Source organism: Woeseia oceani (genome assembly GCF_001677435.1).
Lineage (GTDB): Bacteria > Pseudomonadota > Gammaproteobacteria > Steroidobacterales > Woeseiaceae > Woeseia > Woeseia oceani.
On the sequence record NZ_CP016268.1, the window covers coordinates 3,301,769 to 3,326,458 of the forward strand.

A 24,690-nucleotide genomic window follows, 5' to 3' on the forward strand; every position below is an offset into this window, starting at 1 on the left:
AAGAACAAGCGTCAGTTTCGAAATCACCCACCGGGCGCGCGTGACGCAGGGTGCGGCTGATCAACTAAGTAAAAATCACGCATAGGAGAAAACTAAGGATGAAAAAACGACTTGGGCAGACAGTCGTACTGGCAACAGCAGCAACCGTGTTCGCAGGCGCTGCAAACGCTGAGCTCAACTACGACTTCCTCGAGCTGCGTTACGTTGATGCAGAGCTCGACGCCGGCAGCAATGACGTTGACGGCGACGGCTTTGAGTTTGGCGGTTCCTACAAAATCGCTGACAACGTGCACCTGTTTGGCGGCTACCAGACGCTGGATTTCGACGGCGTTGACGTCAATGCCTTGCAGATTGGCGGCGGCTACATGACCGCCATTTCAGCTGACACCGATCTCGTCGCACGCTTGTCATACATCGATGGCGAAGTCGAAGCAGGCGGCCTTGATTTTGACGACAGCGGTTTCGGCCTGTCAGCCGGTTTCCGTCGTATGTTCACACCGGAGTTCGAAGGGCGTATTTTCGTTAACTACGCCGACCTCGATGACTCCGGCAGTGACACCACGCTGGAACTGGCTGGTGACTACTACTTCAACAACCAGTTCGCCGCCGGCCTGTCGCTGGATTTCGGCGATGATGCGACTTCGTGGAGCATCGGCGGTCGTTACTTCTTCGGTGCAGGCCGTTAAGTAACACTTGCAATGACCGGCGACCTTCACAGGTCGCCGGTTTTTTTTAGCCTGATTGAAACGCAACCGGAAACCCGTATTGGCCCCCAGGAAAAAACCTCGCCGTCGCTTGCTGCGTTACCTGCTGTTCGCACTGGCGGCCGTAATCGTTGCGAGCGTGCTGCTGGTACTGCCATTACGCTGGGTTGCGCCCGCAACCTCCGCGTTCATGCTGCAGGACCATAGCGGCCGGGTACCGGTGGCATGGCAATGGAGTGACTGGGACGCAATCAGCCCGCAGGCCGCACTCGCAGTAGTCGCTGCTGAAGATCAGAAGTTTTCTGACCATGCCGGCTTCGATATCGACTCCATTCTGAATTCTGTGGAATCGCGGCGCGACGGCGGTCGGCTGCGCGGCGCGTCGACGATCAGCCAGCAGCTCGCCAAAAACCTGTGGCTGTGGCCGGGTCGCAACGTCGTGCGCAAAGGCCTTGAGGCCTGGCTGACCGTGTTCGTGGAATTGTGCCTGCCCAAGCGCCGCATTCTGGAAATCTACCTGAACATCGCCGAACTCGGTCCGGGTGTGTACGGCGTGGAAGCCGCCAGCCGCGCGTATTTTGGCAAACCTGCCGCCGCACTCAACCGGCGTGAAGCCGCATTGCTGGCAGCGGTACTGCCCAGCCCGAGAAACTACAACGCCCGCCAACCGTCGGCCTATGTACGCAACCGGCAGCAGTGGATCATTACGCAGATGGCCCGTCTTGAACGGCAGGGCTGGCTGACGACGCTGAACTGAAGTGAGCCGCGGAGTACACTGCGCACGGCAGAACTCATCCAACCGGGGAATTTCATGCAGCAACGGATCCGCAGTGCGTTCGCAACGTTAATTGGCGCGACAATGCTCGGCGGCTTACTGGCCGCCTGCGGCAAACCGGCAGACACGCCTGAGGCCGCTACCCTGGTCGTGCGCAACGCCACTGTCTGGACAGGCGACCCGAACAACCCGTGGGCCGAGGCCATCGCGAGTCGCGGCGAACAGATCGTCGCAGTCGGCACACACGCCGATGTCGAACCGCTCATCAACGAATCGACGGAAGTCATCAATGCCGACGGCGCGCTACTGGTACCGGGCTTTATCGACACCCACGTGCATTTCGCCGATGGCGGTTCCAGCCTCGCGTCCGTGCAACTGCGCGACGCACAAACAGCGGAAGAATTTACCCGCCGCATCGGCGAATTCGCAAAGACGGTGCGACCTGGTGAATGGCTGCTGGACGGCAACTGGGATCACGAAAACTGGGGCGGCGAACTGCCGACGCGTGAGTGGATTGATGCCGTGACACCCGACAACCCGGTGTGGCTGTTCCGGCTCGATGGCCACATGGCGCTCGCCAATTCGCTGGCACTGAAGCTGGCTGGCGTTGATGCCGACACACCCGACATTGATGGCGGCACTATCGTCCGCGATGCCGCTGGCTACCCGACCGGCATACTCAAAGACAACGCGATGCCGCTGGTCATGGCGGCCGTACCGGCACCGGGCAACGAACTCATGGACCGCCAGATCGAAGCGGCCATGCAATACGTTGCCGCGCACGGAGTGACGACAGTGCATGATATGGCGAGCTGGACCTCACTCGCCAGCTACCGCCGCCTGCAAGCAGCAGGCAAGCTCAAGACCCGCGTTTACTCTGTCGTGCCGTTGAGCGACTGGGCACAGTTGCGTGATGAGGTGGCAAAGAACGGCCGTGGCGACGACTGGCTGCGCATTGGCGGTTTGAAGGGCTTCATGGACGGGTCGCTCGGCTCCCACACTGCTGCGATGCTGGAACCGTTTACCAACGCGCCGGAAGAGCGCGGCTTCCTGATCAACACGCTGGACGATATGCGGCAATGGGTCAGCGACGCGGATGACGCCGGCTTGCAGATCATGGTGCACGCGATCGGTGACAGTGCCATACGCGACCTGCTCGACATCTATCTCGATCTCACGGATGAAAAAGGCCCGCGTGACCGCCGGCTGCGTATCGAGCACTCACAACACATACACCCGGACGACCTGCCGCGCTACGCGGCGCAGGACATCATTGCCAGCATGCAGCCTTACCATGCAATTGACGACGGGCGCTGGGCGGAGAAAGTGATCGGCGCGGAGCGTTCTGCAACAACCTACGCGTTTCGCAGCTTGCTCGATTCAGACGCTCACCTGGCATTCGGCAGCGACTGGCCAGTTGCGCCCGCCGAACCGCTGCTTGGAATTTACGCTGCGGTTACCCGGCAAACACTGGACGGCGCCAACCCGGACGGCTGGACACCGGCACAAAAAATCACAGTGGAGGAAGCGCTGCGCGCCTACACCAGCGAAGCGGCTTACAGCTCGTTCGAGGAAGACCGCAAAGGCACACTTGCGCCGGGCATGCTCGCCGACTTTGTGCTGATCGACAAGAACCTGACCGTCATACCGCCGGAAGAGATACGCAGTGCAAAAGTGCTGCGCACTGTTGTCGGCGGCAAGACGGTTTACCAACGTCCGTAGCGTCGGGCGCTACTCAGACACCGGATTCAGACGGTTGTGCTCGGCCAGCACACGTTGCAGTTCCGCATGATCGATCGCGCGTACGGTGTGACCTTTATGACCGGTCATGTCGCGTCCCGCGATCATGGCATTGATGATGGCTTCTTCGGTGGCTTCGACGGTCGCCTGGAAGAACGGGCTGATGTTCTCGTTTGATATTGTGCTGACCTGCTTTACCGGACCGGACTGACTGGCCGCCTCGTTAGCCGTTGAGAACGCAATGAAGATATCGCCGGAGCCATTGCTTGCGATGCCGCCGTTGCGTGCCAGACCGAGCGCCGCCCGTTTAACCACGCGCTTCAGCTGATGCGGCAACAACGGTGCATCCGTTGCCACCACGATAATGATGGAACCGAGTTCGCGCGGCCCGCCAGGCATCGCCGCGTAAGCACGGTCGCTGGTCAGGTATTTGCCAACCGGCACGCCCGCAATCCGCAGGGTGTCACGCAAACCGTAGTTAGCCTGCACCAGTACGCCGACGGTGAACTGGCCATCGTCCACGTCCAGTGTGCGCGACGCGGAACCTGTGCCACATTTGAATTCGTGGCAGGTCATGCCGGTACCGCCGCCGACGTTACCCTCAGGTACCGGACCGCCTTTCGCGGAACTCAATGCGCTGAATACGTGCTCCGCGCGCACATGAAAGCCGTTAATGTCGTTCAGAAACCCATCCCAGGTTTCCGCGACAACCGGCAGCGACCACCAGTAGCCGCTGTCATCCGGACTGCCTTGCTCGACGCGCCAGCGAATGGCGGCTTCGTGCACCGTACCCACGCTGTGGGTGTTGGTGATCAACACCGGCCCTTCAAGAAAGCCGGACTCCTCGACCCACGTAGTGCCAGTCATCTCACCGTTGCCGTTCAACGCGAACCAGGCAGCGAATACCGGCTTCTGGCTGGTGGCCTCGCCGCGCGGCAGGATCGCTGTAACGCCCGTGCGCACAGCGACGTCCGCTGACGGATCAGCAATGATTGTGTGCACACCAACGGTCACGCCGGCAACGTCAGTGATGGCGTTGAGCGGACCCGGCTTACCGTCAAAAGGAATTCCCAGATCACGGGCGCGCGGCGCATCGTCCGCCGCGATGGCAGGTAGTGCTGCAGCCGACATGAGTGCCACAAGAAAACCGAGTCTGACGAGTTGCATAATTCCCCCAAAATTTTGAATGGTGACGTTGGGCCCATGATACCGGCAAAACGGGATGTAACGTCGGCTGGATGGTCGACGTCGCGTTCACCGATTTTCGGTAAGCTCTTTTTCATCAGGCGGGCACCGTCGTTCATCCGAGTGAAGAACGGGAGTTCAGCTCGTCAGGATGCCTGGTCGTGCAAGACTCATTCTCGAAATCAATATCAGCATCCGTTCAGATGATCGGACAAATGCGCAAACCCGCAGGAAAACGGTCTTACGTTCAGAGGACGTGCAATGGCAAGACTGTGCGGTCGATTGGTGTAGCGAAGACCAATACTCACGCTCTTCAAGGCGCGTATCCCGTAACAGGCCCGCTGAAACAACCCGAGTAGTGACACTGCGTCGCGACTACCTGCTTTGGTCGGAACGGTTTCGGTCACGATCGCCTTGATATGCCGCACGCGCGAGGATGTCGCGGTGCGCATCGCTGATCGGCATCACCTTGAATGGACTGACATTGGCACCGCCTGTGTTGCCGTGTGGCACCAGACCGATAGCGGTCTTTGTGGCTGCACCGACGATACGTAATAATTGGCCCACTGCCTCTCGCAGGTCGCGGCGCCTGATCGCCCATTGCAGCATCCGCACATGGACAAGCGTGTGCCAGCGGGTGGACGCCTGGCCCAGCACGTGCGCCGACTCGAGATGCCTGAATGCTGCCTCGGCATCACCCTCATCCAGCAGCCCGGCGGCGGCACGCAACTCGGACTCTACGAACGGCTGAATATTCTGTGCAAATGACAACGCGATAACTCCACAACACCAACCAGGTTCAGTTGCCAACGCCGGGCTACAGCCAGCGCCGAACCCGGGATTTGTACGCAAGGTATTCCTTGCCGAACTTCTTCTCAAGGTACGCTTCCTCCGGCTTGATGGCGGCGAACCACAAGCCCCAGGCGACCAGCGGCGTCAGCATGATCGTCCACAGGTTCATTGACGCGATACCGATGCCAACGCAGACAAGCAGCAGCTGCAGGTACATCGGATTGCGCGTGAAACCGAACGGTCCGCGTTCTTCGATGTTGGGCGTTGGCCGCCACGGATTGGCACTTTGGCCGCTTTTCTTGAACAGCAAAACCGGCCAGAGTCCCAGCAGCAGTATTGCGCAGACTATGACGCCGCCGCCGAAAACGTATCGCTCCGGCGCCGGAATCGACCAGCCAGTTGCTAAGGGAAAATACCTGTCGAGGGTATAGCCTGCGAGGATGGCAATCAGCGGAATGCCCGGCGGGAAGAATTTCACCTTTGCCGCGTCAGCCTGTTCATTCATCGCACGACTCCTGGCATGGGGTTAGCTAGCGTTCTTCGGCTGGCAGCTGCCGGATGTTCTCGATGAACGCCGCGTGTTCGGCCGGATCAACCGGTCGGTGTCGTACTTTGGTGCTGGCCGGATCATTGCCGAGGTAATTGTTGCGGCGCCAGTTGATCGCCGGTCGAATCGGCCGCGGTACAAACCCACCTGCACAATTTGGACAAACGTTGTGCAGCACGTCCTCCACACAGCTAACGCAGAAGGTGCACTCGTAAGTACAAATACGAGCTTCGAGCGAATTCGGTGCGAGTGGCTTGTTGCAATTCTCACAACTGGGACGAAGTTCGAGCACGTGCAATCTCCTCGTCTAAAACGATAGTGTCCCTTATGGTATTGCCGTAAGCGACACCGTGCAGATTCTACACCACGACAAAACAGGCTCCGACAACTAATAACTACAGCGCCTCGTTGCCACACCTTTCCGGCAAACAGGTCCAACGCCTTTCAGATCGAACGCCGCAATGAATCGTGACTAGTTCTCGTCCGTAAATAAACCTGGCACCTGTAGCGGTGAACTTCTTTGGTCGTGATTTCTCGGCGATAACTGACACCTTTAGCGCATTTGCACTGTTGGACTCCGAGAAAATAAACCTGACACCTTTTAGGGCCTCCAAGCCATTGAACTAAAAGACTTTATACCGCAAGATGTCTCTGTCTGCTGCTGTCCGATTGGCAAGCAGGCTGGCTGCGGGCGGTCATTTGCCCTGGCCAGATCGAGTTTATGCGGTGCGACTGGCGAACCTTGAAAGCAAGTGGCCGTACCTCCAGCCCAGACGGTATGGCGAACGGAAATCGAACGAACATTGCACGCCAAGCGGCGAACTATTGGATACCCGGAGGACTGTGGAATGAATGTACCTGGCTCCCTGAAAAGCCACTCGCTAATTTCCTGCTGGGCACTGCTCCTGCTGTTGCCACCCTTGTCCGCGACAGCGGCAACCATCACCAACACTGATCGCAACCTGAACATTCGCGTAGACGATGCACGCGAATACGACGGTGGTACGCGCCTGCTGTACCACACGATGCCTGATATCACCCAGGCGCACGTCAGTGAAAAATGTGCGACTAATTTTTACACCGTCGATCTCAAGCCGGGACTAACTAACGTACAACCGCAAGCACTCGCCGAAAATTACTGCGCGCACATCGGGTTCAGCGGAACGATCACCGACTCCGGTGATGTAGTGATTGTTGCCAATGACCGGGTTGAAACCTGGCGTCCCGGCACCGGCAACATCGGCATTTGGGAGTTATCCGCTGGTGAATGGGAAGCTGGCTACGGGCGTACTGTGAATTCGGACAACATCATTTACGACGTAAGCCACAGCGGCGAACTGCTGGTCTGGCGCATGCTGTCACGAAAAAGAAACGATACGACGTCACCGTCCGGCACGGTCGTACGCTTCGCAGCGAATGGCGAGCCGCTCTGGAAAAAGGAACTGCACACGCCGGGCGTTTTGCTGAGTGTCACAAGACTCTGGGCCTCCGCGGACGGTGGTGCGCTGCTGCTCGTCGCTGCATCGCCACTAAAAGGCGGTCAACTGGCTGATGTCGAGCCTCCCGCGGGCTCCGTTGTCGGGCAGCAAGACCGACTCTACCGGCTGGATGCCACCGGTACGATCGTGGGTCAGATCGCCCTCACGACGTACAAGATGCCTGACCCGTCCAAACCAATGGAGATGCCCGACCTCAGCACGATCGGCAGCAACCCTGATGCATTCAAGGCCATACTCGAGCGTCAGCAGTCTATGTCCCAGATCGAGAACGTAGACCAGATCGCAGCACGCACAAGCGCTGACGGCCGAGTGCATGTCCTGTTCCGACGTGGCAGCAGTAACAAAGCGCGCGAGGGAACCGCGTACCTCGCATCTCAGTCCGATGGCACCTTTTCCGAAGAATTTTCGTTGCAAGCTGCGCTGGATGACCAAGCATTAAGAACGTGGGTCGACTTCGACTACAAAGACGGAAACGTGCTCCTGTACGGCGTTGTCGGAACGCGCGCCAATCGCCTGCCGCAGGGTTACATCAGCCACATCGATTCAAGAACTGGCAACGTCCAAACGCAGCTCGTGCCGCTCAGCCCGATGGGGCTGCAGGAAGCACGCAATGCCCGCGACGAACAAGTGCAGAACCTGGAACACAACCCCAGCCAGGACGCCGTCATGCTCGGCTCATTGAACGGGAATCCCTTGCTGATCTCGTTGACCCGAATGGCGAAACGCCCGAGTCTGCAAGTCGATGAAGGCACCGCAGCGTTGCCCGCGTACAACCCGTCGCAGTAATCGCATTTGCACGAACGCATACCGGCAACGCGTTATTCGTTGCACAGCAACATCCGATCCATGGCCGGGTCACACCAGCCCGAGCGGCGACTGCTCACATGAGCAGCCGCATCAGTCATTCCAGCACGACGTTCTTACCGGCCGCGATCTCAACCCGGTCATACGTTCTGGCAGGCGAACTGCGCACCACCACCCGGTAGTAACCCTGCGCAAGCTCTAACGCTGCACCCCCGACCTGGCCCTCGGCAACCAGCGTGCCCGCCTGATCATAAACACTGTACGGCACGGTCAGCGCATCCTTGATCGCCGCACTCAGTCCGGTCTGATCCTTCGCCTGGAAATAGCGACCGCCGCCGAGTTCTGCCCAGCTTGCAAAGGCGGCTTCCAGTTGCTCATCGTCGATGGCGAAACCAACTACGTTCAGCGTTACATTGATGTCCTTGTCCTGCAACGCTTGCACAACGGCCGCCGGATCGCCTTCGCAGGTTTCTTCGCCATCCGTCAGCAGGACAACGATCTTGCGGCCGCTCGCCGCTTTGAGGTCGGACTCGACAGCCGCGAGGGAATCGGCAATCGGTGTCTTCGCCAGATTCATCGCGTTGATGGCCTCGATCTGCTTGAGAACCGCGGCAGGCTCAAGCGGGGCCAACGGCACTTCCAGATCGCTGCGACACGCATTCGGTTCCTTGTGACCGAACACCCGCAGTGCGACCGGCGTTCCGGATGGGATGTGCTCGGTCACCGCTTCGGCCAGCACCTCCTTGGCGATCGCAATGCGGCGTTTGCCGTCGAGCCGCTTCAGCATGGAGCCCGATGCATCCAGTATCAGTTCGATGGCGGCACCGCCACTTGCACCACTGTCAGCAGCACCGCCACCATCGCGCACAGTCAGGCTGCCCGGACCGGGTGCCTCAATGAATGACAAGCTCGCGTCCAGCGTATAACCAGCCGGACGGCGCAGCATCGTGATGGCACGATCGAAGGCCACCTCCATTTCGCCTTCGCTTTGCATGAGGCTGTAATGGCCGCCATTCACCCGCGACCAGTCCTGCATCAGGTCCTGCTCGCGCACCGGGTTGCGGCCAAATGCGCCTTCCGAACCGACACCGAGTGCGAATATTCGTGGCCGCACCTCGCGAAATGCATCCCACACCGGCGAATGAAGACCGGTCGCTGCGTCTGTCACCATGACGATGGCCTTGGTACCCGCACGGTTCGCCAGTGCCTTCGCGGCCGTGTTTAGAGTTGCCTCAGCCTCGCTGGAACTCTCCTTGCGCGGATAGTCGTTGAGTATCGTCTGTAAAATATAAGGTTCGCTGTACCAGTCGCGGGTCAGCAACTTTCCGCCAAATGGGAGAAGGTTGGCGGCATCCCGGCCCGGTACCACGTCTTTCGCATACTCAAGCATCGCGTTGTAGATCACTGGCAGGTAAGCACCAACACTCGCGCTGGTATCCCACAGGAACAGTACGTTGCGCGGCGGTTCTTCGACCTGCAGGAACACGGTTGTACCGGGCTCAACGACGGCTTCCCACGCATGCAACTGTGGTGTGGTTCTCGAAGAATCCTGAGTCAACGGGATCTCTGCGCCAGCATTGGTTTCGAGACGCAAGCGGGTACGCACGGTCGGATCGCCCGCGAGTTTCAAACTGAGGAAGTTTTGCCCGGCGGGTACCTCCAGCCGGTACCAGTGCGTGTGCTTGCCAAGTAAGACCTGCCCACCTGTCTGCTGTCCCGGCACGAGCGGTGCTGCTTTGGCTTTGGAGTCGTTGCTCGCCGTGACGAAGGCCTTGTCGAGTTGCAGCGGTTGCAGCTCTTCGAAAATGGCGGACTGACTGGCGAAGCCCCACTCGGTCATAATCGAGCGGTAGGTATCGTCAGTTGGCCGTTCCTGGATACGGATCACATCGGGCAAAACGAAAGTGGTCAACGTGGCAACGGGCGCGACCGTGAACTTGACGAACCGTGCCCAGGTTGCTTCATCCAGCTGGAATACTGACGATGCGGCGCCGCTATTGTGCTGCCACTCACCGAGCGAACGCCACGGCCCAACCGGCGAATCTGTACTGACGGAAACAGTGACGCCCGGAATTCTGTCATCGATGGCCGATTGCGCTGCATCCCGCCACTCCAGCTGGGTGATCTGCGCCGCCCGGTTGTGGTTGAAACCGATCACCCACTCATAGGACTCACCGGTTCGTACCCGCCGTTGCTCGAGCGCATCGTCCTGCACCAGCAGTTTTTGATCCGTGGTTGAAGGCGGTACCGGCCTTGACCACACGGCATGGCCGCCAAGCTCGGGGTCGGCCAGGTTGTAGCCTTCGCCATTCGAACTGTCCTGCCCCGGTACGGCGATGACTTTGAACTCGCCGAGACTTAACGCCGGGCCCGGCGTCCCTTGAAATGAATGCTTCAACACCAGTCGCGCGTAACGCGCCGCCACCGGCTCGTCCAGAACGAAAAACTGCTCGGCTTTGATCGGCAACAAATCGTCGCTCAATACCTGCGTGAAGTTGGTCCCGTCCAGCGACAGAAACACGTCAAGGTTTTTGAGGACGCCGTCAGCCGACGCCATAGCCAGGGCGTTCAGTGACACACCGGCAACCTCAACCGCTTCGTCGCCGGCGAGGTCTATATCAACATTGATCGAGTGCAAAGCGGTCTGGCCGCGGAGTTGCATCCCCTCATTTTTGACCGCCATGCCATCAAACAACTCGGCGAAACCCCGGCCGACGGCCGTGTCATGATCATTCAGCCATTTGCCGCCCAGTGCAGCCCGTGCCACGTTTAGCCCGCCGCGTAGCTCGGTCGGAATTTCAAAGGCGCGATGCGCCTGCACCGGTGGCGCGACTCGGCTAACCTCGATGTCGATCGAGGTACTGTCGCGCGAACCGTCATCCGCTATTGCCTGTACGGCAAGGTTCACCGGCCTGTCGGCCCACACATCGGGAGGCACATTGACCGTGACCTCCACCGCCGCTGTCCCACCTGCCGGCACGCTTGCCTGGCTGGTCGCCAACTCGACGTTCCAGCGCCAATCACTGGTGACCGCATTGAGTGTTACCTCGCGCGGCGTGGCACCGCGGTTGGTCAATTGCAGTTCACCCGTCAGTCGCTGGCCAAACTGTCGGTAAGCGCTGACCTCACGAGTCGCTAACGTCAGGCCCAGGTCGATCTCGGATACCGCAATCGTTCGGGCCGCCGGCCCGGATGGAAACGCGACTTCCACGCGGTAGGGACCAGCGTGGTCTATCCGCACGTAGGTCTGCTCACCAGCCGGAATCATTCCTCGCAGCACGCCTGCTTCATTGTCCCATTCAGTGGGTAAACGGGATGCGTATTCGCGGCTTGCGAAATGCAGCCTCGGCCGTTGCTCGCCACCGAAGGTCACGGCCGTCGGCGCATCGAATACCGGCAGGCGATACCAGTCGTAATCACGCCAGTCCATGGCCACACCTTCCATGACGTGATCCGCGGGCAACGGGTTTGCAAAATCAATATTGTCGTTGGGCTCGCAATCACTCGGGCATTCGAAGCGCGGTAAACGCTCAAGTCCAAGCGTGTATTCAGCATCGCTCGCCTGCTTCGCTTGCAGGCGGACACGATAGTCACCGGGCGGGAACACACCTTCCAGCACAACCTCTTCGCCAACCTCCGGCTTATTGAACAATTTGAAGTTGCTGTGATCCCAATAGAGCTGGGCGACGACCGCACCGTCGACAGGCGGCTTCAGCGTCACACGGATACGGTCCCAGTTCGCGAGGTGAAAGCGGTAGTTGTCCTCATCCTGATCGTCATGCAGAAGCCCCGTGCGGGTTTGACCAAAACTGAGCTCGTGCATCCGGCTGGTGTCGTCATTCGACTCCATTTCGCCGTTGGGATTGGGCGGGCCGATGGGCCGGGCCAGCAGTGTGTAGTCCCCGCCATCGCGTCCCGTCACCCGGAAATGGTGTATACCCGGTAGCAGAAACAGGCTTTCAAGCCGAACCCGTCGCTGGCCCTTGGGTATCCGGTAGCGTTGGCTCTGGATACCCGCTCCATCGTAGTAAGCCAGCTCAAAGATCTCGTCGCCAATAACCTGGACACGCCAGAGTTGCGGTTCGTCAGTGACCAGCAGCTTGTAGAAGTCCGTATCATCACCGGTGAAACGACCCTTGATTCGATTGTTACCGGGGATAGCAACGGCGTTTTCAATCTTGTCGTTCGGCTCGAACTCGGCGCCATCGACAATGGCACCCTGCTCCACCATCTGCACCGTGTACTCGGAGCCTGCCTTGCCACGTTCAACGACGAACCCCCAATCACCCGCGTTGAACACCAGGTCCGGCAGCACGACACCGCCCTCCTTTTCCCGACACTGCAGCCGCGTGCCTTTTTCGCTGGTTATGCAGAGAGTGAAACTGTTGCCGGGCGCAGCATCGAGCTGCAACGCGTACATCGTGTCGGCGGCAGACTCGTCCAGAGTGAAAGTAAAAAAGTCAGACTCGTTGACCTTCGCCATTTTTCCGTTAAGGGGCTGCAGCGGATCAACCCGGTTGGCGAGCCCGCGGTGGTCGTTGGGCTCCGCTTCGGCACCTGCAACGCGCACGCCGGCTGGCCGGGCTTCGATGCGGCGCAAGTAGGCACCCGGGCTCGCATTGAGTTCGACGAAATACTTGCCCTGTTCAAGGGTCAGATCCGGGAACGACAGCTTGCCTTTGTCGTCAGTGTTCGCCGTTGCCAATTTGGTGTCATCGGCGGCATAAAGACTGCCACTGGCAGATCGCCCAACAGGTACCTGAACCAGCAAGTCCCACTTGGAGAGACTGTTTTTTTCGGTCACGTCGAACTGGTACCAGGAAACCGCGTCGGCCGTTAACAGTGCCAACTGGGTGTCCATTCGCACATCAAAGGCCTCGTCGCGAGAAGTCAGTGAGTAGACGCCATTCCTGACGTGGGTGGAGCCACCCTCACGTATCGTTAAGCGATAGCCACCGGGTTGCTCGGCAACCGCGCCCTGATTGTCGCTGCCAAGCTCATCAAACTTAATGCTGTCCACCGGTGGCCGGTACGCCCCGCCCTGAGACTGCCCGGCGAAGGCAACGCCGAGCAGGTACTCGCCGGCTTCGAACAATAGGTCTTCGTGAATCGACGGCTGCGAACCATCGCGTGTGCCTATCGTGAACAGTCGTTCACGTGCAGCGACGTCAACGCCGTTTTCGGCGTACTCAACGCGCATGACCTCAACAATCGTGAGCGCGCCCGGTATGCCTTGCAGCTCGAAGTTCCAGCGCTTGCTGGAGTCGGTATCGGAAACACTCCACTCGTAGGCATCCTGATCTTCGCCGACCATCGAGCCGATAAGCACGACCTCCCCTGCTACCTTCGAGGCATTGGCTGGTTCGTTGTTCGGCTCCGACTCATAGACAGAGGTCTGTGCCGTGACAGCAAATGGCAAAAAGGAAACAAACAGGATGAGTGACGCGGAAAGCAGGAGTCGGAACTTGAGCATGAATAAGACTCTCATTCGGCGGTGCGTGTTATGAATGCACGTGAGTACACAGAAACAGGATCGTCTAGAATACCAAGACTGCCGCTACGATGCAGGGCAACCGGCATTCATACACACACCTCTAAGAAAGACTAAACCCTGGCTTGAATTTGCGGGGGTCGGGTTCTCCCGATTGGGCCAGCGACTAACGGCAACGCTCTTGATCTCGGCGTTCTGTTAAACCGGAAGGCACCCGAAGCGCAGACTGTCCTCAGTGGTTGGCGAAGAATGTGGCCGTGCCGTCAAGCGGCCTCATGGTAAAGATGTGCACATTAATCTCCTGAGAGTTGACATGAGCGGCTGCGCATCTCGGCTGCAGAGCGCCAGGCGCTCCTTGTCAGGCCATGCGGTGGTCTGAAAGACGGGCAAACCGACCTTATAGCTGTTGCCCTTTCACGAGCGCCGCATTCCGGAAAAATGGAACCGGACACTACCGGGCATCCGGCAACGCACCTTTTGTTCGTCGATTACCGGGTTCGATCAGTATAGGGATCCGGATTCTTTTTCGCTCCCGCTGGCGGGCGGTTCGTTGAACGAATGCTGGTATATTATCTGTTCAGCTATCAACACGCGCACTTGGGGAATACGAAAATGCTTAAGAACAGAAAGGTCGCCATGAAAGGCGTAGCACTTTGCGGATTGATCGTCGCGGGCATAGCTCTGGCCCAACAGCCTACAGGTCCGATGTCCTTTTTCTTGACCAGTGCCGGCTCCGGTAAGGGCGGCGATCTGGGCGGACTCAAGGGCGCTGATGCAATCTGCCAGAATCTGGCAGAGAGTGCGGGTAGCGAAGGACTTACCTGGCGCGCTTATCTCAGCACTCAGGGTGAGAATGCTGTTAATGCACGCGACAGAATTGGCAAAGGCCCGTGGTTCAACGCCAACGGCAACCGTATTGCGGCCGACGTGGACGAACTGCACAGCGTGATGAACCGGATAAGTGCGTATACCGCCGTCGATGAACGCGGCCGTGCAATACCGGGCAGCGGCATGGCGCCCAACCGGCACGACATTCTTACCGGCTCAAAAATCGATGGTACAGCTTATGCCGAAAGCGAAGACATGACCTGCGGAAACTGGACAGACAGCAGCGACAACGGCAAAGCCCGCCTCGGCCATCACGACTACGCCGCATGGAATTCCGCGCACAATTCCCGTGGTTGTAGCCAGTCTGCGTTGATCAGCACGGGTGGTGATGGCTTGTTCTACTGTTTTGCTGTGCAGAACTAAGCTTGCCAATACACGCCCTATTGTCCGCTGATTAAGTTTTAGTTGGTGGACAATGCGCCGGGTGCAGGCTTGTCGTAATTGCTAAGCCAGCGGTTGTTGAGAACGGCCGCTGGCTTTTGCATAGCGAGTGCTGAAGAGCCGATTGCTGTGCGCTTCGCTGAGCGTCAGGGCTCGGCCACATCCGGCGCACTCAAGGCTTTGCTGTAAAAACCCGACGGATCAAAACAGCACACCCGTTTCTTGCCATCTGCCAGCATCTCGCAGGCATCAGCGATTCGCTTGGCCCGGGTCTTGGCCTGCTTGGCTGAAACAATCCAGTGTATCCAGTCCACACGCGCGATGGTCGTGGTTGCTTTCCAGACCTTCAACGCCTCGGGTGTCGCCGCCAGTGCCTGCTTGAGGTCTGCCGGAACCTCGGGCTCTGGTTCCTTCTTCGCAGGCGCAATCTCCAGCGTGACGGTATCGCCCACCTCCGCGCCAGCCGCCTTACGTAACGTCGTACTCACTTTGAGCCAGTGGCTTCGTTGGCCATCAGGCTCGAGTGTTTCCTGAAACAGGTAGCCGTTAATCGTGCCGTCTACTGTTGTCCTGCCCCGTCTCGGGAGCTTGGCGCTCGCGTCCTTTGGCAGCAAGACGAAAGACCATTGGTCGTCGCAACCGGGTTTGGCAGGACGGAGCAGTTTGGCTTTGAATTGGGATTTCAATTTACCTTCGTACACCGTGATTCCTGCAGCCATTGCCTTGGTCAGATGGCGGTATCCTGACTTTCAGCGTAGAAGTTCGCCTGGAAGCAGCTTCCGTTACGGGAAGCCCCCCGCCTGGCGGCCGGTATTCGAACGACCTTGCCGTACGAAGGCAACTACTCCCGATGCAGCTGTGTCTTTGAGAGTAGTTGCCCCTGAGCGGCTCGAACAGCGACATTTGCGCTGCTTCATTTCCGTCAATCTTGATGCATTGTCTTCATGAGCATCACCGTATATTTACAGAATACCGGTAAAAACTGAATAGGAATCGTCCATACCCTCAACGTTAGCCGGTATACGGTTTCTCCTTGAGCTGTCGCCAAGATCAGTCTACTGCTGGTCGTGACGCGTCGTTACGAGCAAGCCCGATTGAATGAGAACGTGACCGTCTTTCATTACGACGTCAATCTTCCTCAGATCATCGAGGTTTTCGTCTGGCCGACCGTCTACAACAATGACGTCCGCAAGCTTGCCTGCTTCCAAGCTACCCAATTTGTCGCCCATATCGAGCAAGTTGGCATTTATCAGCGTCGCCGCCTTCAATGCTTCCATATTGGTATAGCCGCCTTGTACGTACCAGTTGAGTTCTTTGATGAACGAATCAGGAACCGTCCTGCTCCACTCGCCGATCGTATCGGTACCAACGCCCATGACGATACCAGCGCGTCGCATTCTGTTGAATACATCAAGCATACCTTCGGCCGTGAGCGAGAACCGGCGGGCTGGTAGTCGGTGAATATCCAGGCATGTAACCGATCGAAATCCAGCATTAGCGACAGCGACGCCGCCAACACACCAAAGCCGATAACCGGCAGGTAACGAACCAGACCGTCCGTGGAGTTACGGCAAGCAAGAATGACGCCTGCAGCGATAACAAAACTCGGCACGTGAAAAACACCACCGGCTACGGGCACCGGAATCAGGTATTCCGCGAACGCCGAACCCGTGCCCCAGATACCGGACCAGCCCTTTGCGCCGGCGATAGCCGCGGGCGTAATCCATGCAAGAATCAGAACCAGTACGTGCATGCCTGTACCTTTGTGATTGCCTCGAACCGCTGTACTCCTGACGATCAATTCGGAATGACAGCGACGTTGAGTATATTCAGTGTCCCTGATTCTGGCTGTGACACAGACCTCGGCGCTACCTGACGGCAATATCGCCAACGATACGAGCGCCTTTCGGGTCCTTTGCAACCTTAACTTCCGCTAAATGCCGCTAACTGTGGATGCACGCCGTTGCAAGAGCTTCGTAGTATCCAGATTCGGACGAATACCCGGAACGGGTACTCAAGCAATCGGGAGAAACACGAATGAGAACGACAGCATTGATACTTGGAATCGTTGGCGGACTGGTGGCCGGTGCGCTTGGTATGAAGTGGCTTGGCGATTTCGGCCAGCTCAACGAGATGCAACTCGCAGCGGGTGGCGAACAACTTCAAAATATGGGCACAGCAGGCTTGCTGATGATCGTGAGCCTGATACTCGGCGTAACAGGCGGGATTATGGCTTGGAAGCGGAAATATCTGCCGGGAGGAGTATTGATGCTGGTAGGCGGGATTGTCCCGTTGTTCTATGCCAAGCAGGCCATACTGTTCCTGTGCCTGCTCATAGCCGGAGGCATTGTTGCCCTGCTCGCGCACTACAAGTCCGCCAGTCCTGCCAGCTCAACCAGTGTCGGGTAACAACGTCAAAAAGGTGCCAAAAAGGCAGAAAGGTGTCAGGTTTATTTTCGCCCTGTGACCCACGTCGGCCGAACCCGGCGCGGCAAGAAAAATAAACCTGGTACCACTGCTGTCCCACAAAGGGGAATAAAAAAAGGCTTGGTTTTCTCGAATAGATACAATGAGTTGTCTCACCAAACCACTGTATCTATAGGAGGAACCAAGCCTTGGCGCATTCTAACACCGTGTTGTCACAACTGCTGAAATTGGTGCCGAGACATCAGTTTGAGGCCTTGGCCAGAGCTCATCATGTGGGCCGCCGTTTTCGCAAGACCAGTCGCTGGTCGCAGTTTGTGGCGCTGGCGACCGGCCAATTGGCAAGGCGGCGGAGTCTTCGCGATATCGTGAGTAATTTGAATGCGCAGAGCGCATCGCTCTATCATTTGGGCAGCGGCGCCGTCACGCGTTCGACACTGGCGCGGGTTAACGAGCGGCAACCCTGCGAGTTTTACGAAGCATTGTTCGGAAAGCTTTATGGTCAGTGTCGCTCAATCGCGCCGCGTCACGGCTTCCGCTTCAAGAATAAACTCTACTCTCTGGATGCATCAACCATCGAGTTGTCGCTATCCATTTTTCCGTGGGCGAAGTTCCGTGAGCGCGACGGTGCACTGAAACTGCATGTGGGCCTGGATCACGACGGCGGCATTCCGGCGTTCATGAGTTTGACCGATGGCGTGGATAAGGCCAAGGGACTACGTGCCGATCAGGCGATCCGATTAACCGACCAGAAATCGATACAGGAAAGCCTGCCCGAACTACATCGCGTGAGCTATGTCGATCCTGAGTCCGGGCAGCGTTACGTCTTCTTGACCAATAACTTTGCACTCGCTGCCTCGACCATTGCAGCGATCTACAAACAGCACTGGCAAATCGAATTGTTCTTCAAGTGGATCAAGCAGAACCTGAAAATCACGTCCTTCCTTGGAGTTAGTAAGAACGCTGTCATGACCCAGGTCTGGGTCGCCATGTGCGTCTACCTGGTCTTGGCCTACCTGAAATTCCTGTCGAGGACCACGCGCTCAATGCAACACATCTTATGGCTACTACAACTGAACTTGTTCATCCGCCGAGACATCGTCGCACTGCTACGTGGCGACCCTCCAAGCCCCATACCTATCTCGCCTCAGCGCAATTTGGCTCTAGCGCGGTAACTTTATGGGACAGCAGTGACCTGGCACCTTATTCGAGGTACCTTATTCGCAACCCGCGTGCGCAAACCGGGCATCGCGTGCCATTCTTTCTTCCACGTGCGTTCAGCAACGGACATCGTCGACCAGACAGCACGTTATTTGCGTTTGTGGGGTTCCTGAATGATCGTTTTGTTTAGAATTCTGACCTCACCGACCATCAGCAGCCTCATATCTGCAACTATGTAATTAACGAGGTCGTCGTCGTCGATATCGTCGCCATCGATATCCAAGCGGAACCCTTGGCCCTGCAAGCCGCCTCCATTCGAAAAATCGATCTCAAAATCGAACACCACTCGTTTATCCATTTGCAATTACTCTTCCAGTTCCGCGATAACCAAGGGCAGCGCTTCATTGCGTCCGCCTGAACTGCGCCCATAGCTGCCAATCGAGCTGGATTCTGGCGGTCGTGAATTTACGGGCACAGAACCAACCTGGTGAGAACGACTGACTAATTCCTTTCGGTTGGCTGCCCGTATTTCACGGGTGTTCGCCTTAATCCGATAGGCGACGTACAGGAGTGAAATAATGACCGCACCGGCACTGACCAGTTCAGCAAGATTGGCCCATTACTATAAACTGAGCTTCTTCACGGCTGTCTTCTCGCCGATGTGTTGCCAGCGCAGACCACGGCAACCGCGCCCGCAAACTTTGTCAGCTCCGCTAACTCCCGGCCATCAACGTTCCGGGCGTACTGACCCCGCTGACTCCTGCTCCGGGTTCATCGCCTGCCACGTGCTACTCGCAAAACCAACGCCGGCTTCGCGGAAATAGCTGTAGGTCACGTCGCAGCCGGCGGCGAGAATGCGGTCCTGCTCCTCGGCATGAATGTGGGTCGCTGAAAGCAAACCGCGATAGCCTGCGCGCCGCAGTTGTCGGCTGACCAGCAGTTTCGATTCGATATCGGGGAAAGTCAGCATGATCGCTTTAAGCGAGTGAATGTTTATACGCCCCCAGAAACCGGGATCATCCGCATCGCCGTATACAACCTTCCGGCCTTCGGCAATGTGACTTTCAACCTTGCCGGGGTCACTGTCGACGCCAACAACCTGCTCGTCTTTCTCACGCAGGTATTCATACGCGCCGGTGCCCACGCGCCCCATACCGACGATGGCTATTTGCGCGCTGCCAAGAGAAATTGGTGCATCATCCGGATGGTGCCGGGTCGCTTCCAGTTTCTCAAGCTGCGCCTCATAGCGGTTGAAAAGCCCGTGACTGAAGCGGTTAAGTGGCGCACTGGTGGCAAACGAAATTGCGACAACCAGCGCCATGAAAACGACCCATGCCGGGTCAAGCAGTCGGTTGTCAACAGCATTGCTAGCGACAATCAGACCGAATTCGCTGTAGCTCGCCAGCGTAAGCGATGCCAGAAAGCTGCTGCGTGCCCGGAGACCGAACCGCAGTAACAAGAAAAAAAACAGTACGCTCTTCACCGGCACCAGCAACACCGCGGCGATCGCCAGTAGCAAGATCTCGCGGGTCGGCAAACCGGTCAGGCCGATACTCAGGAAGAAGCCGATCAGCAGGAATTCCTTCAGGCTCCAGATCGCCGTACTCAGCTCCTGCGCCCGCTGGTGGTTCGCCAATAACATGCCGAACAACAACGCACCGAGCTCGGAGCTCAAGCCCAGATACTCGAACAACCAGCCACCGGCCAGAGCCAGCACGGCGCCGAACAGCACCAGCAGTTCCTCGTGGCCCACCAGGTCGATAAGTTTGTACAGCAGCGGCTGCGCCAGCGGCAGGAACAACAGCAGCATGGCAAACGGTGACGGTGCGTCAGCACCGTTCAATGCGAGCAGCCCCACCGCGACGACGTCCTGAACAATCAGGATGCCGATCGCTACCCGGCCATGAAATGCCCGCAGCTCCCGGCGCGCCTCGAGGAGCTTGGAGGCCAGCACCGTGCTGGAAAAACCCATTGCAACCGCAAGCGTGACCGCTACTGGCCACTGGACTCCCGCACCCCAGTGAAAGATCGCCGCACCGATGGCGGTCACGAAACCGAGGTGGGCCAGCGCCGTACCCCAGACCTCTGCCCGGACAAGGTTCTTGAAACGCAGTTTGAGTCCGACCGCGAACAGCAGCATCAGGACACCGGCGTGCGCCAGCTCATCAAGCAGTGGCGTGCCTTCGATCCCGGCCGCACTGAAGGCGAAGCCTGCTGCCAGAAAGCCGACCAGCGGTGGCAAACCCAGCTGGCGTACGAACAGGCCCAGTGCGAACGCGCCCCCCAACCAAAGTGTCAACACCGTAGCCCCCTGACCATTACAGACGTACCGAGATTAGCAAACATACATCACGAGACCTGCTCCCGGTCGTGTAGAAGAAAAAGGTGTCAGGTATTCTTGCTACGTCGTCAGCATCCAGCGGTGAGCGTGAGCAAATTCAAATAAACCTGACACCTTTTCCCCTTTTCCTCTCTCTCAGCAGCGAAGAATTTTCTCCATCGCTTTGCCCTTCGCCAGCTCATCGATTAGTTTGTCCAGGTATCGAATCTCGCGCATTGTGGACTCTTCTATGTCTTCTACGCGGATACCACAGACCACACCCTTGATCATTGACCGGGCCGGATTGAGCTCAGGTGCCTGCTCCAGAAATGCTTCGAACGCCGTATTCGCATCGATCTGCGCCTGCAGTTGCTCCTGGCTGTAACCGGTTAACCAGCAGATGATTTCATCCACTTCCGCTTTCGTCCGGCCCTTTCTCTCAGCCTTCTTGACATAGTGAGGATAAACACTGGCGAAGCTCATAGTGTAGATACGGTGGTTGCCCATATTGCTGCTCTCCGTCTTATGCGATCTTGCGACCTTATTTGCCGATCAGCACCCGAAAAGTTGACCGTGGCGAGCGTAGCGCATTGCCAGGCTCCACCGCCTTGCGCTCGAACACGTGAGGCGAATGCCGCTGCAATAGCGCATAGCCGCAAGGCCAGCGTTAAGTTGGCGCTAAAATGTCAGGTCTCTTGTAGCCGGGCAACCTGGAGCGGACTATCTCAACGCGGCAAAAAATAGACCTGACACCAAAATACCCCACTAACATCAACCTTTGCCACTGGTGCCGGCGTTGCCCGCACCGAAAAGCGGTGTCGCCTTGTGCGAATGGTAATTGGCTTTCTGTGCTTCCCTGACCCAGGCTCGTGTCTGCTCCCAGGCGGATGACCAAGCCAACCACACAGATTGCGCCCACTCCCTCGACGCAACCAAATACTCGCGTGGCTCTGACAAGGAGTTCAAATGAGTGATATTGATCTTGCCACGACGCAATTGGGGTGGCACCGCAACTCGCACAAAGACGTGCGGCCCATCGACGAATCGTTTGAGTTCGGGCGGAAGGTGCAAACTCTCACCGACCTCTAACGACCAGCAAATGCCCATCAGATGGGCGGCAGCCGATTTACTGGAGATCATGTACTTCTCAGTATGCTGCAAGCAGTAGGCATCCACCGTAAGCCGGTGGGCCCGGAATAACACGGGGTCGGCAAATTCCCGGCCTATAAGTCTCGAGAACACCTCATCGCAGCCCGCAAGGCCGCCTACCGCTTCGGCTCCGCAAGATGGATATTCAGCCTTAGACGCGAGGTTCATGCCAGATTGTGGACCCTCGATGCAACCTCTTTGAGGTAACGCACGCTTGCCACTTCCGCCTGCTCATTAACGACCAGGCCATCACGTACATGCGCCCGAAGGTCTCGATAGATATCGATCGAGGCAAGGACAGCGCGGTAACAACTATTCGCATCATAGGCCGGTACTGTTTCCTGCAAGCGGCGGGAATATTCCGGCAGGTATTCTTCAATCCTGCGCACACCGAATGGCAGGAACCCGCCAGCATGAAGGGCCAACGGTCCAAGCACTTGTTCCCGAATGAAGCCCAGAAAACCCACCAAGGCAAACAGATCTGTTCGGCCGAGCCGCAAAGCCGCATAGTGAACCCATGTCCAAAATCGATCCTCTATCCATTGAGGATTCGGCGCGACGGGCGTTGCACAAGTGCTGGCCAGAACATTTGATAGCTCTGAATCTCTTTCCCAAACAACAACCGGATCGTACGGGCGGTTGCGAATCACCTCCAGCGTCCCAAACTTGATATCGACATGAACAATTCGTCCGGTGTCGAAGAGACATATCAACAACCCTGGTTCCCCGACATGCTCGCCGGTGAAAGACGAAACCAATGAACCGAGAGACTCGGCGATCTCGCGCATAGCCGACAGATCCGGTACCGCCCCGTCCTCGCAAACGATGACGAGATCAAGGTCCGAAAACTCGTCTATCTCATTGCTTACCCAGGAACCCGCAATGGCGAGACCGAGAAACCGTTCATCGTCCTCGAGCACCTCGGTTGCCCGGCTTATAAATTGTTCAAATTCCTGGTTCATTGCTGAGTATGTATTTCAAAGGAAATGTCAGCTGATCTTGAGTGTCTGCGTCTCGGCAGTTACAGCCGGCCTACACTAACCAACGTCCGCTATCGGACACTTAGCAGACTCACGGCCGCCCAAATATTGCTACTGGAAAAAATGCGTCCGATCAATGTCCATTAGGTTACCCGGCCGGTAGTCCCAACGTCGCATAATAGACCCGACACGTTTTTGAGGTCTACTAAAAAGGCGTCAGGTTTATTTTGCGTCGGCGACCTGCACCACTCGCTCCCGACGCCACCAAAATAGACCTGACACCTTTCTTGGATCTACTCGTATCGGTAGATCGGACTAGGGCAATTCCACGAATTCCGGGTAGAAAACCTTGACCACAACACTCGCCAGGAGCAGCCCGCCCAGGGCGAGACCCCACATATTGCTGACGACGTAACGGCAACGATCACGGTTCGCCACTCCGATCAAACGCCAAAGTCGCCCAACGATCCAGAAGCAAGCAACAACTACAAGAATAATCTTTACGGTGTTTCCGAGATCCTGAATGACCCCACCGGACTTCATGTTTTGAAACAAGAACGGTACGGCGAAAATACTGCTGACAAACGCCAGGACGAATTCGGCAATGATGCCCGGCGCCTGCAACCGCAACGCCCGAAACTTCCTTACTGCGCCGAAGAGTTTATTGCGATATTCGGCGGACAGCCTGCGAGAGACCTGCTTTTCCGCGGCGATGTCGTCAGGCAGATGGGAGTCAATCTCAGTCATTCTGGCAGTATCGACGGATCCAATAGCCGAATTCTGTGCTCGCCGTCTCAGTCGTTGGCGATGCCCGAACGAAAGCCGTAACGAAAAAGGTCTTGGGAATATCTGGACCTGGCGACGCTCACCGTTCGAATCTGACGCCACAAAATAAACCTGACACCTTTTCTCCGGAAATACGGCACCATTATTTGCGCCCGATACTTGCGTTGGAGCGCTTGATAACGGTGTCCGGCTTATTTAAGCCAGGTCACACTCACCAGTCGACCCCCGCGCAACGAAAATAGACCTGCCCCCGTTCCCAGGCCAAAAGCAATCGCTCAAGACTAGCGACCGCCTGATGACCCTGCGGTAAGAAGGTACGGTTGAGTCACCGCCGCTGACGCGCACGCCGCGCCATCATATTCAGGCTTTCGACCAGTACCGAAAAGGCCATTGCTGCGTAAATGTATCCTTTTGCAATCGGTGCGCCGAAGCCGTCCGCAATCAGTGTCGTACCGATTAGCAGCAAGAACGCAAGCGCGAGCATCAGGACGGTCGGGTTGTTGTGAACAAATTTCGCCAATGGGTCTGCGGCGAGAAGCATCGTCAATACTGCGATAATGACCGCGACAACCATGATGGGGATGTGCGGGGTCATGCCGACTGCGGTAATGATGCTGTCCAGCGAGAAGACCAAGTCCAGCACGAGAATTTGAACGATCGCCGCGCCCATACTGGTTGCGACTACAGCCGCGTTTAGGCGGTCTGGACCGGGACCAGGATCCACCAGGTGATGAATCTCTGTAGTCGCCTTCCAAATCAGGAACATTCCGCCGCCAATCAGGATTAAGTCACGCCACGAGAACGGCTGTCCGAAAACCTCAAATACTGGCGCCGTCAATTTGATGATGATCGCTATCGTTGCAAGCAGACCCAGCCTCAAGACCAGCGCTGCCCCAATGCCGATTCTTCGCGCCTTCGACCGAAGGTGTTCGGGCAGTTTGTTCGACAAAACCGAGATGAATATCAGGTTGTCGATGCCCAAAACGACTTCCATAACAGTCAGAGTGGCCAGCGCCACCCAAGCTGTTGGGTCCGATAGAAGGCTTGCTATTTGGTCCATTGCA

The 24,690-nt window shown here is 57.4% G+C and carries 21 protein-coding genes; 7 read left to right on the forward strand and 14 right to left on the reverse strand.

Annotation, left to right across the window (positions count from 1 at the left end; all coding sequences use genetic code 11):
• Positions 1-98: 98 nt before the first annotated feature.
• From BA177_RS14925 to BA177_RS14935, 3 genes are all read left to right on the forward strand, one after another.
• Positions 99-686, forward strand: coding sequence for a hypothetical protein (locus tag BA177_RS14925; RefSeq protein ID WP_068617487.1), 588 nt, complete (start codon positions 99-101; stop codon positions 684-686).
• Positions 687-765: 79 nt separating this feature from the next.
• Positions 766-1,461, forward strand: a complete 696-nt coding sequence (gene mtgA, locus BA177_RS14930) for a monofunctional biosynthetic peptidoglycan transglycosylase (protein ID WP_068617489.1) — start codon at positions 766-768, stop codon at positions 1,459-1,461.
• A 54-nt stretch (positions 1,462-1,515) separates the two neighbouring features.
• The gene (locus tag BA177_RS14935; RefSeq protein ID WP_197493106.1) at positions 1,516-3,201 is read left to right on the forward strand and encodes an amidohydrolase; all 1,686 of its coding nucleotides are present in this window, start codon (positions 1,516-1,518) and stop codon (positions 3,199-3,201) included.
• A gap of 9 nt (positions 3,202-3,210) precedes the next feature.
• On the opposite strand, the gene BA177_RS14940 is transcribed toward BA177_RS14935, so the two are convergent.
• The 4 genes from BA177_RS14940 to BA177_RS14955 all read right to left on the reverse strand — a co-directional run bounded on the left by BA177_RS14940 (position 3,211) and on the right by BA177_RS14955 (position 6,035).
• On the reverse strand, positions 3,211-4,386 hold the full coding sequence (locus BA177_RS14940; RefSeq protein WP_068617491.1) for a DmpA family aminopeptidase: 1,176 nt from the start codon (positions 4,384-4,386) through the stop codon (positions 3,211-3,213).
• A gap of 393 nt (positions 4,387-4,779) precedes the next feature.
• A complete protein-coding gene (locus tag BA177_RS14945; RefSeq protein WP_068619472.1) occupies positions 4,780-5,181 on the reverse strand; it encodes a DUF3703 domain-containing protein in 402 nt (133 codons plus the stop codon).
• 40 nt (positions 5,182-5,221) lie between these two features.
• A complete protein-coding gene (locus BA177_RS14950; protein WP_068617493.1) occupies positions 5,222-5,701 on the reverse strand; it encodes a methyltransferase family protein in 480 nt (159 codons plus the stop codon).
• 25 nt (positions 5,702-5,726) lie between these two features.
• Positions 5,727-6,035: a DUF1272 domain-containing protein gene (locus tag BA177_RS14955; RefSeq protein ID WP_068617496.1), complete on the reverse strand. Its 309-nt coding sequence runs from the start codon at positions 6,033-6,035 to the stop codon at positions 5,727-5,729.
• A gap of 556 nt (positions 6,036-6,591) precedes the next feature.
• Here BA177_RS14955 and BA177_RS14960 point away from each other — a divergent pair.
• A complete protein-coding gene (locus BA177_RS14960; RefSeq protein WP_068617499.1) occupies positions 6,592-8,028 on the forward strand; it encodes a hypothetical protein in 1,437 nt (478 codons plus the stop codon).
• Positions 8,029-8,143: 115 nt separating this feature from the next.
• Here BA177_RS14960 and BA177_RS14965 read toward each other — a convergent pair whose 3' ends face one another.
• Complete coding sequence (locus BA177_RS14965) at positions 8,144-13,519, reverse strand: VWA domain-containing protein (RefSeq protein ID WP_068617501.1); 5,376 nt, start codon at positions 13,517-13,519, stop codon at positions 8,144-8,146.
• A gap of 630 nt (positions 13,520-14,149) precedes the next feature.
• Here BA177_RS14965 and BA177_RS14970 point away from each other — a divergent pair.
• Positions 14,150-14,788 (forward strand): hypothetical protein, encoded by a 639-nt coding sequence (locus tag BA177_RS14970; RefSeq protein ID WP_197493110.1) that lies wholly within the window; start codon positions 14,150-14,152, stop codon positions 14,786-14,788.
• A gap of 164 nt (positions 14,789-14,952) precedes the next feature.
• On the opposite strand, the gene BA177_RS14975 is transcribed toward BA177_RS14970, so the two are convergent.
• A complete protein-coding gene (locus BA177_RS14975; RefSeq protein WP_156762842.1) occupies positions 14,953-15,525 on the reverse strand; it encodes a YdeI/OmpD-associated family protein in 573 nt (190 codons plus the stop codon).
• Between the two features lie 336 nt (positions 15,526-15,861).
• Positions 15,862-16,224 (reverse strand): amidohydrolase family protein, encoded by a 363-nt coding sequence (locus BA177_RS18425; protein WP_082990150.1) that lies wholly within the window; start codon positions 16,222-16,224, stop codon positions 15,862-15,864.
• Between the two features lie 619 nt (positions 16,225-16,843).
• Between BA177_RS18425 and BA177_RS14990 the strand changes: the two genes are divergently transcribed.
• Both BA177_RS14990 and BA177_RS14995 read left to right on the forward strand, forming a co-directional pair.
• Positions 16,844-17,215: a hypothetical protein gene (locus BA177_RS14990; protein WP_156762843.1), complete on the forward strand. Its 372-nt coding sequence runs from the start codon at positions 16,844-16,846 to the stop codon at positions 17,213-17,215.
• A gap of 206 nt (positions 17,216-17,421) precedes the next feature.
• Positions 17,422-18,405, forward strand: a complete 984-nt coding sequence (locus BA177_RS14995; protein WP_068617510.1) for a DUF4372 domain-containing protein — start codon at positions 17,422-17,424, stop codon at positions 18,403-18,405.
• Positions 18,406-18,539: 134 nt separating this feature from the next.
• Here BA177_RS14995 and BA177_RS15000 read toward each other — a convergent pair whose 3' ends face one another.
• The 7 genes from BA177_RS15000 to BA177_RS15030 form a co-directional block, all read right to left on the reverse strand.
• A complete protein-coding gene (locus tag BA177_RS15000; RefSeq protein WP_068617512.1) occupies positions 18,540-18,749 on the reverse strand; it encodes a cyclase in 210 nt (69 codons plus the stop codon).
• 369 nt (positions 18,750-19,118) lie between these two features.
• The gene (locus tag BA177_RS15005) at positions 19,119-20,693 is read right to left on the reverse strand and encodes a cation:proton antiporter family protein (protein ID WP_068617514.1); all 1,575 of its coding nucleotides are present in this window, start codon (positions 20,691-20,693) and stop codon (positions 19,119-19,121) included.
• 174 nt (positions 20,694-20,867) lie between these two features.
• Complete coding sequence (locus BA177_RS15010; RefSeq protein WP_068617516.1) at positions 20,868-21,218, reverse strand: DUF2200 domain-containing protein; 351 nt, start codon at positions 21,216-21,218, stop codon at positions 20,868-20,870.
• Between the two features lie 264 nt (positions 21,219-21,482).
• Positions 21,483-22,028, reverse strand: coding sequence for a DUF5946 family protein (locus tag BA177_RS15015; RefSeq protein ID WP_068617518.1), 546 nt, complete (start codon positions 22,026-22,028; stop codon positions 21,483-21,485).
• Complete coding sequence (locus BA177_RS15020) at positions 22,025-22,822, reverse strand: aminoglycoside 6-adenylyltransferase (RefSeq protein ID WP_068617519.1); 798 nt, start codon at positions 22,820-22,822, stop codon at positions 22,025-22,027. The genes BA177_RS15015 and BA177_RS15020 overlap by 4 nt, the downstream gene beginning before the upstream one ends.
• Before the next feature lie 333 nt (positions 22,823-23,155).
• The gene (locus tag BA177_RS15025) at positions 23,156-23,587 is read right to left on the reverse strand and encodes a hypothetical protein (RefSeq protein WP_068617521.1); all 432 of its coding nucleotides are present in this window, start codon (positions 23,585-23,587) and stop codon (positions 23,156-23,158) included.
• A 364-nt stretch (positions 23,588-23,951) separates the two neighbouring features.
• The gene (locus BA177_RS15030) at positions 23,952-24,686 is read right to left on the reverse strand and encodes a TerC family protein (protein ID WP_068617523.1); all 735 of its coding nucleotides are present in this window, start codon (positions 24,684-24,686) and stop codon (positions 23,952-23,954) included.
• Positions 24,687-24,690: the final 4 nt, after the last annotated feature.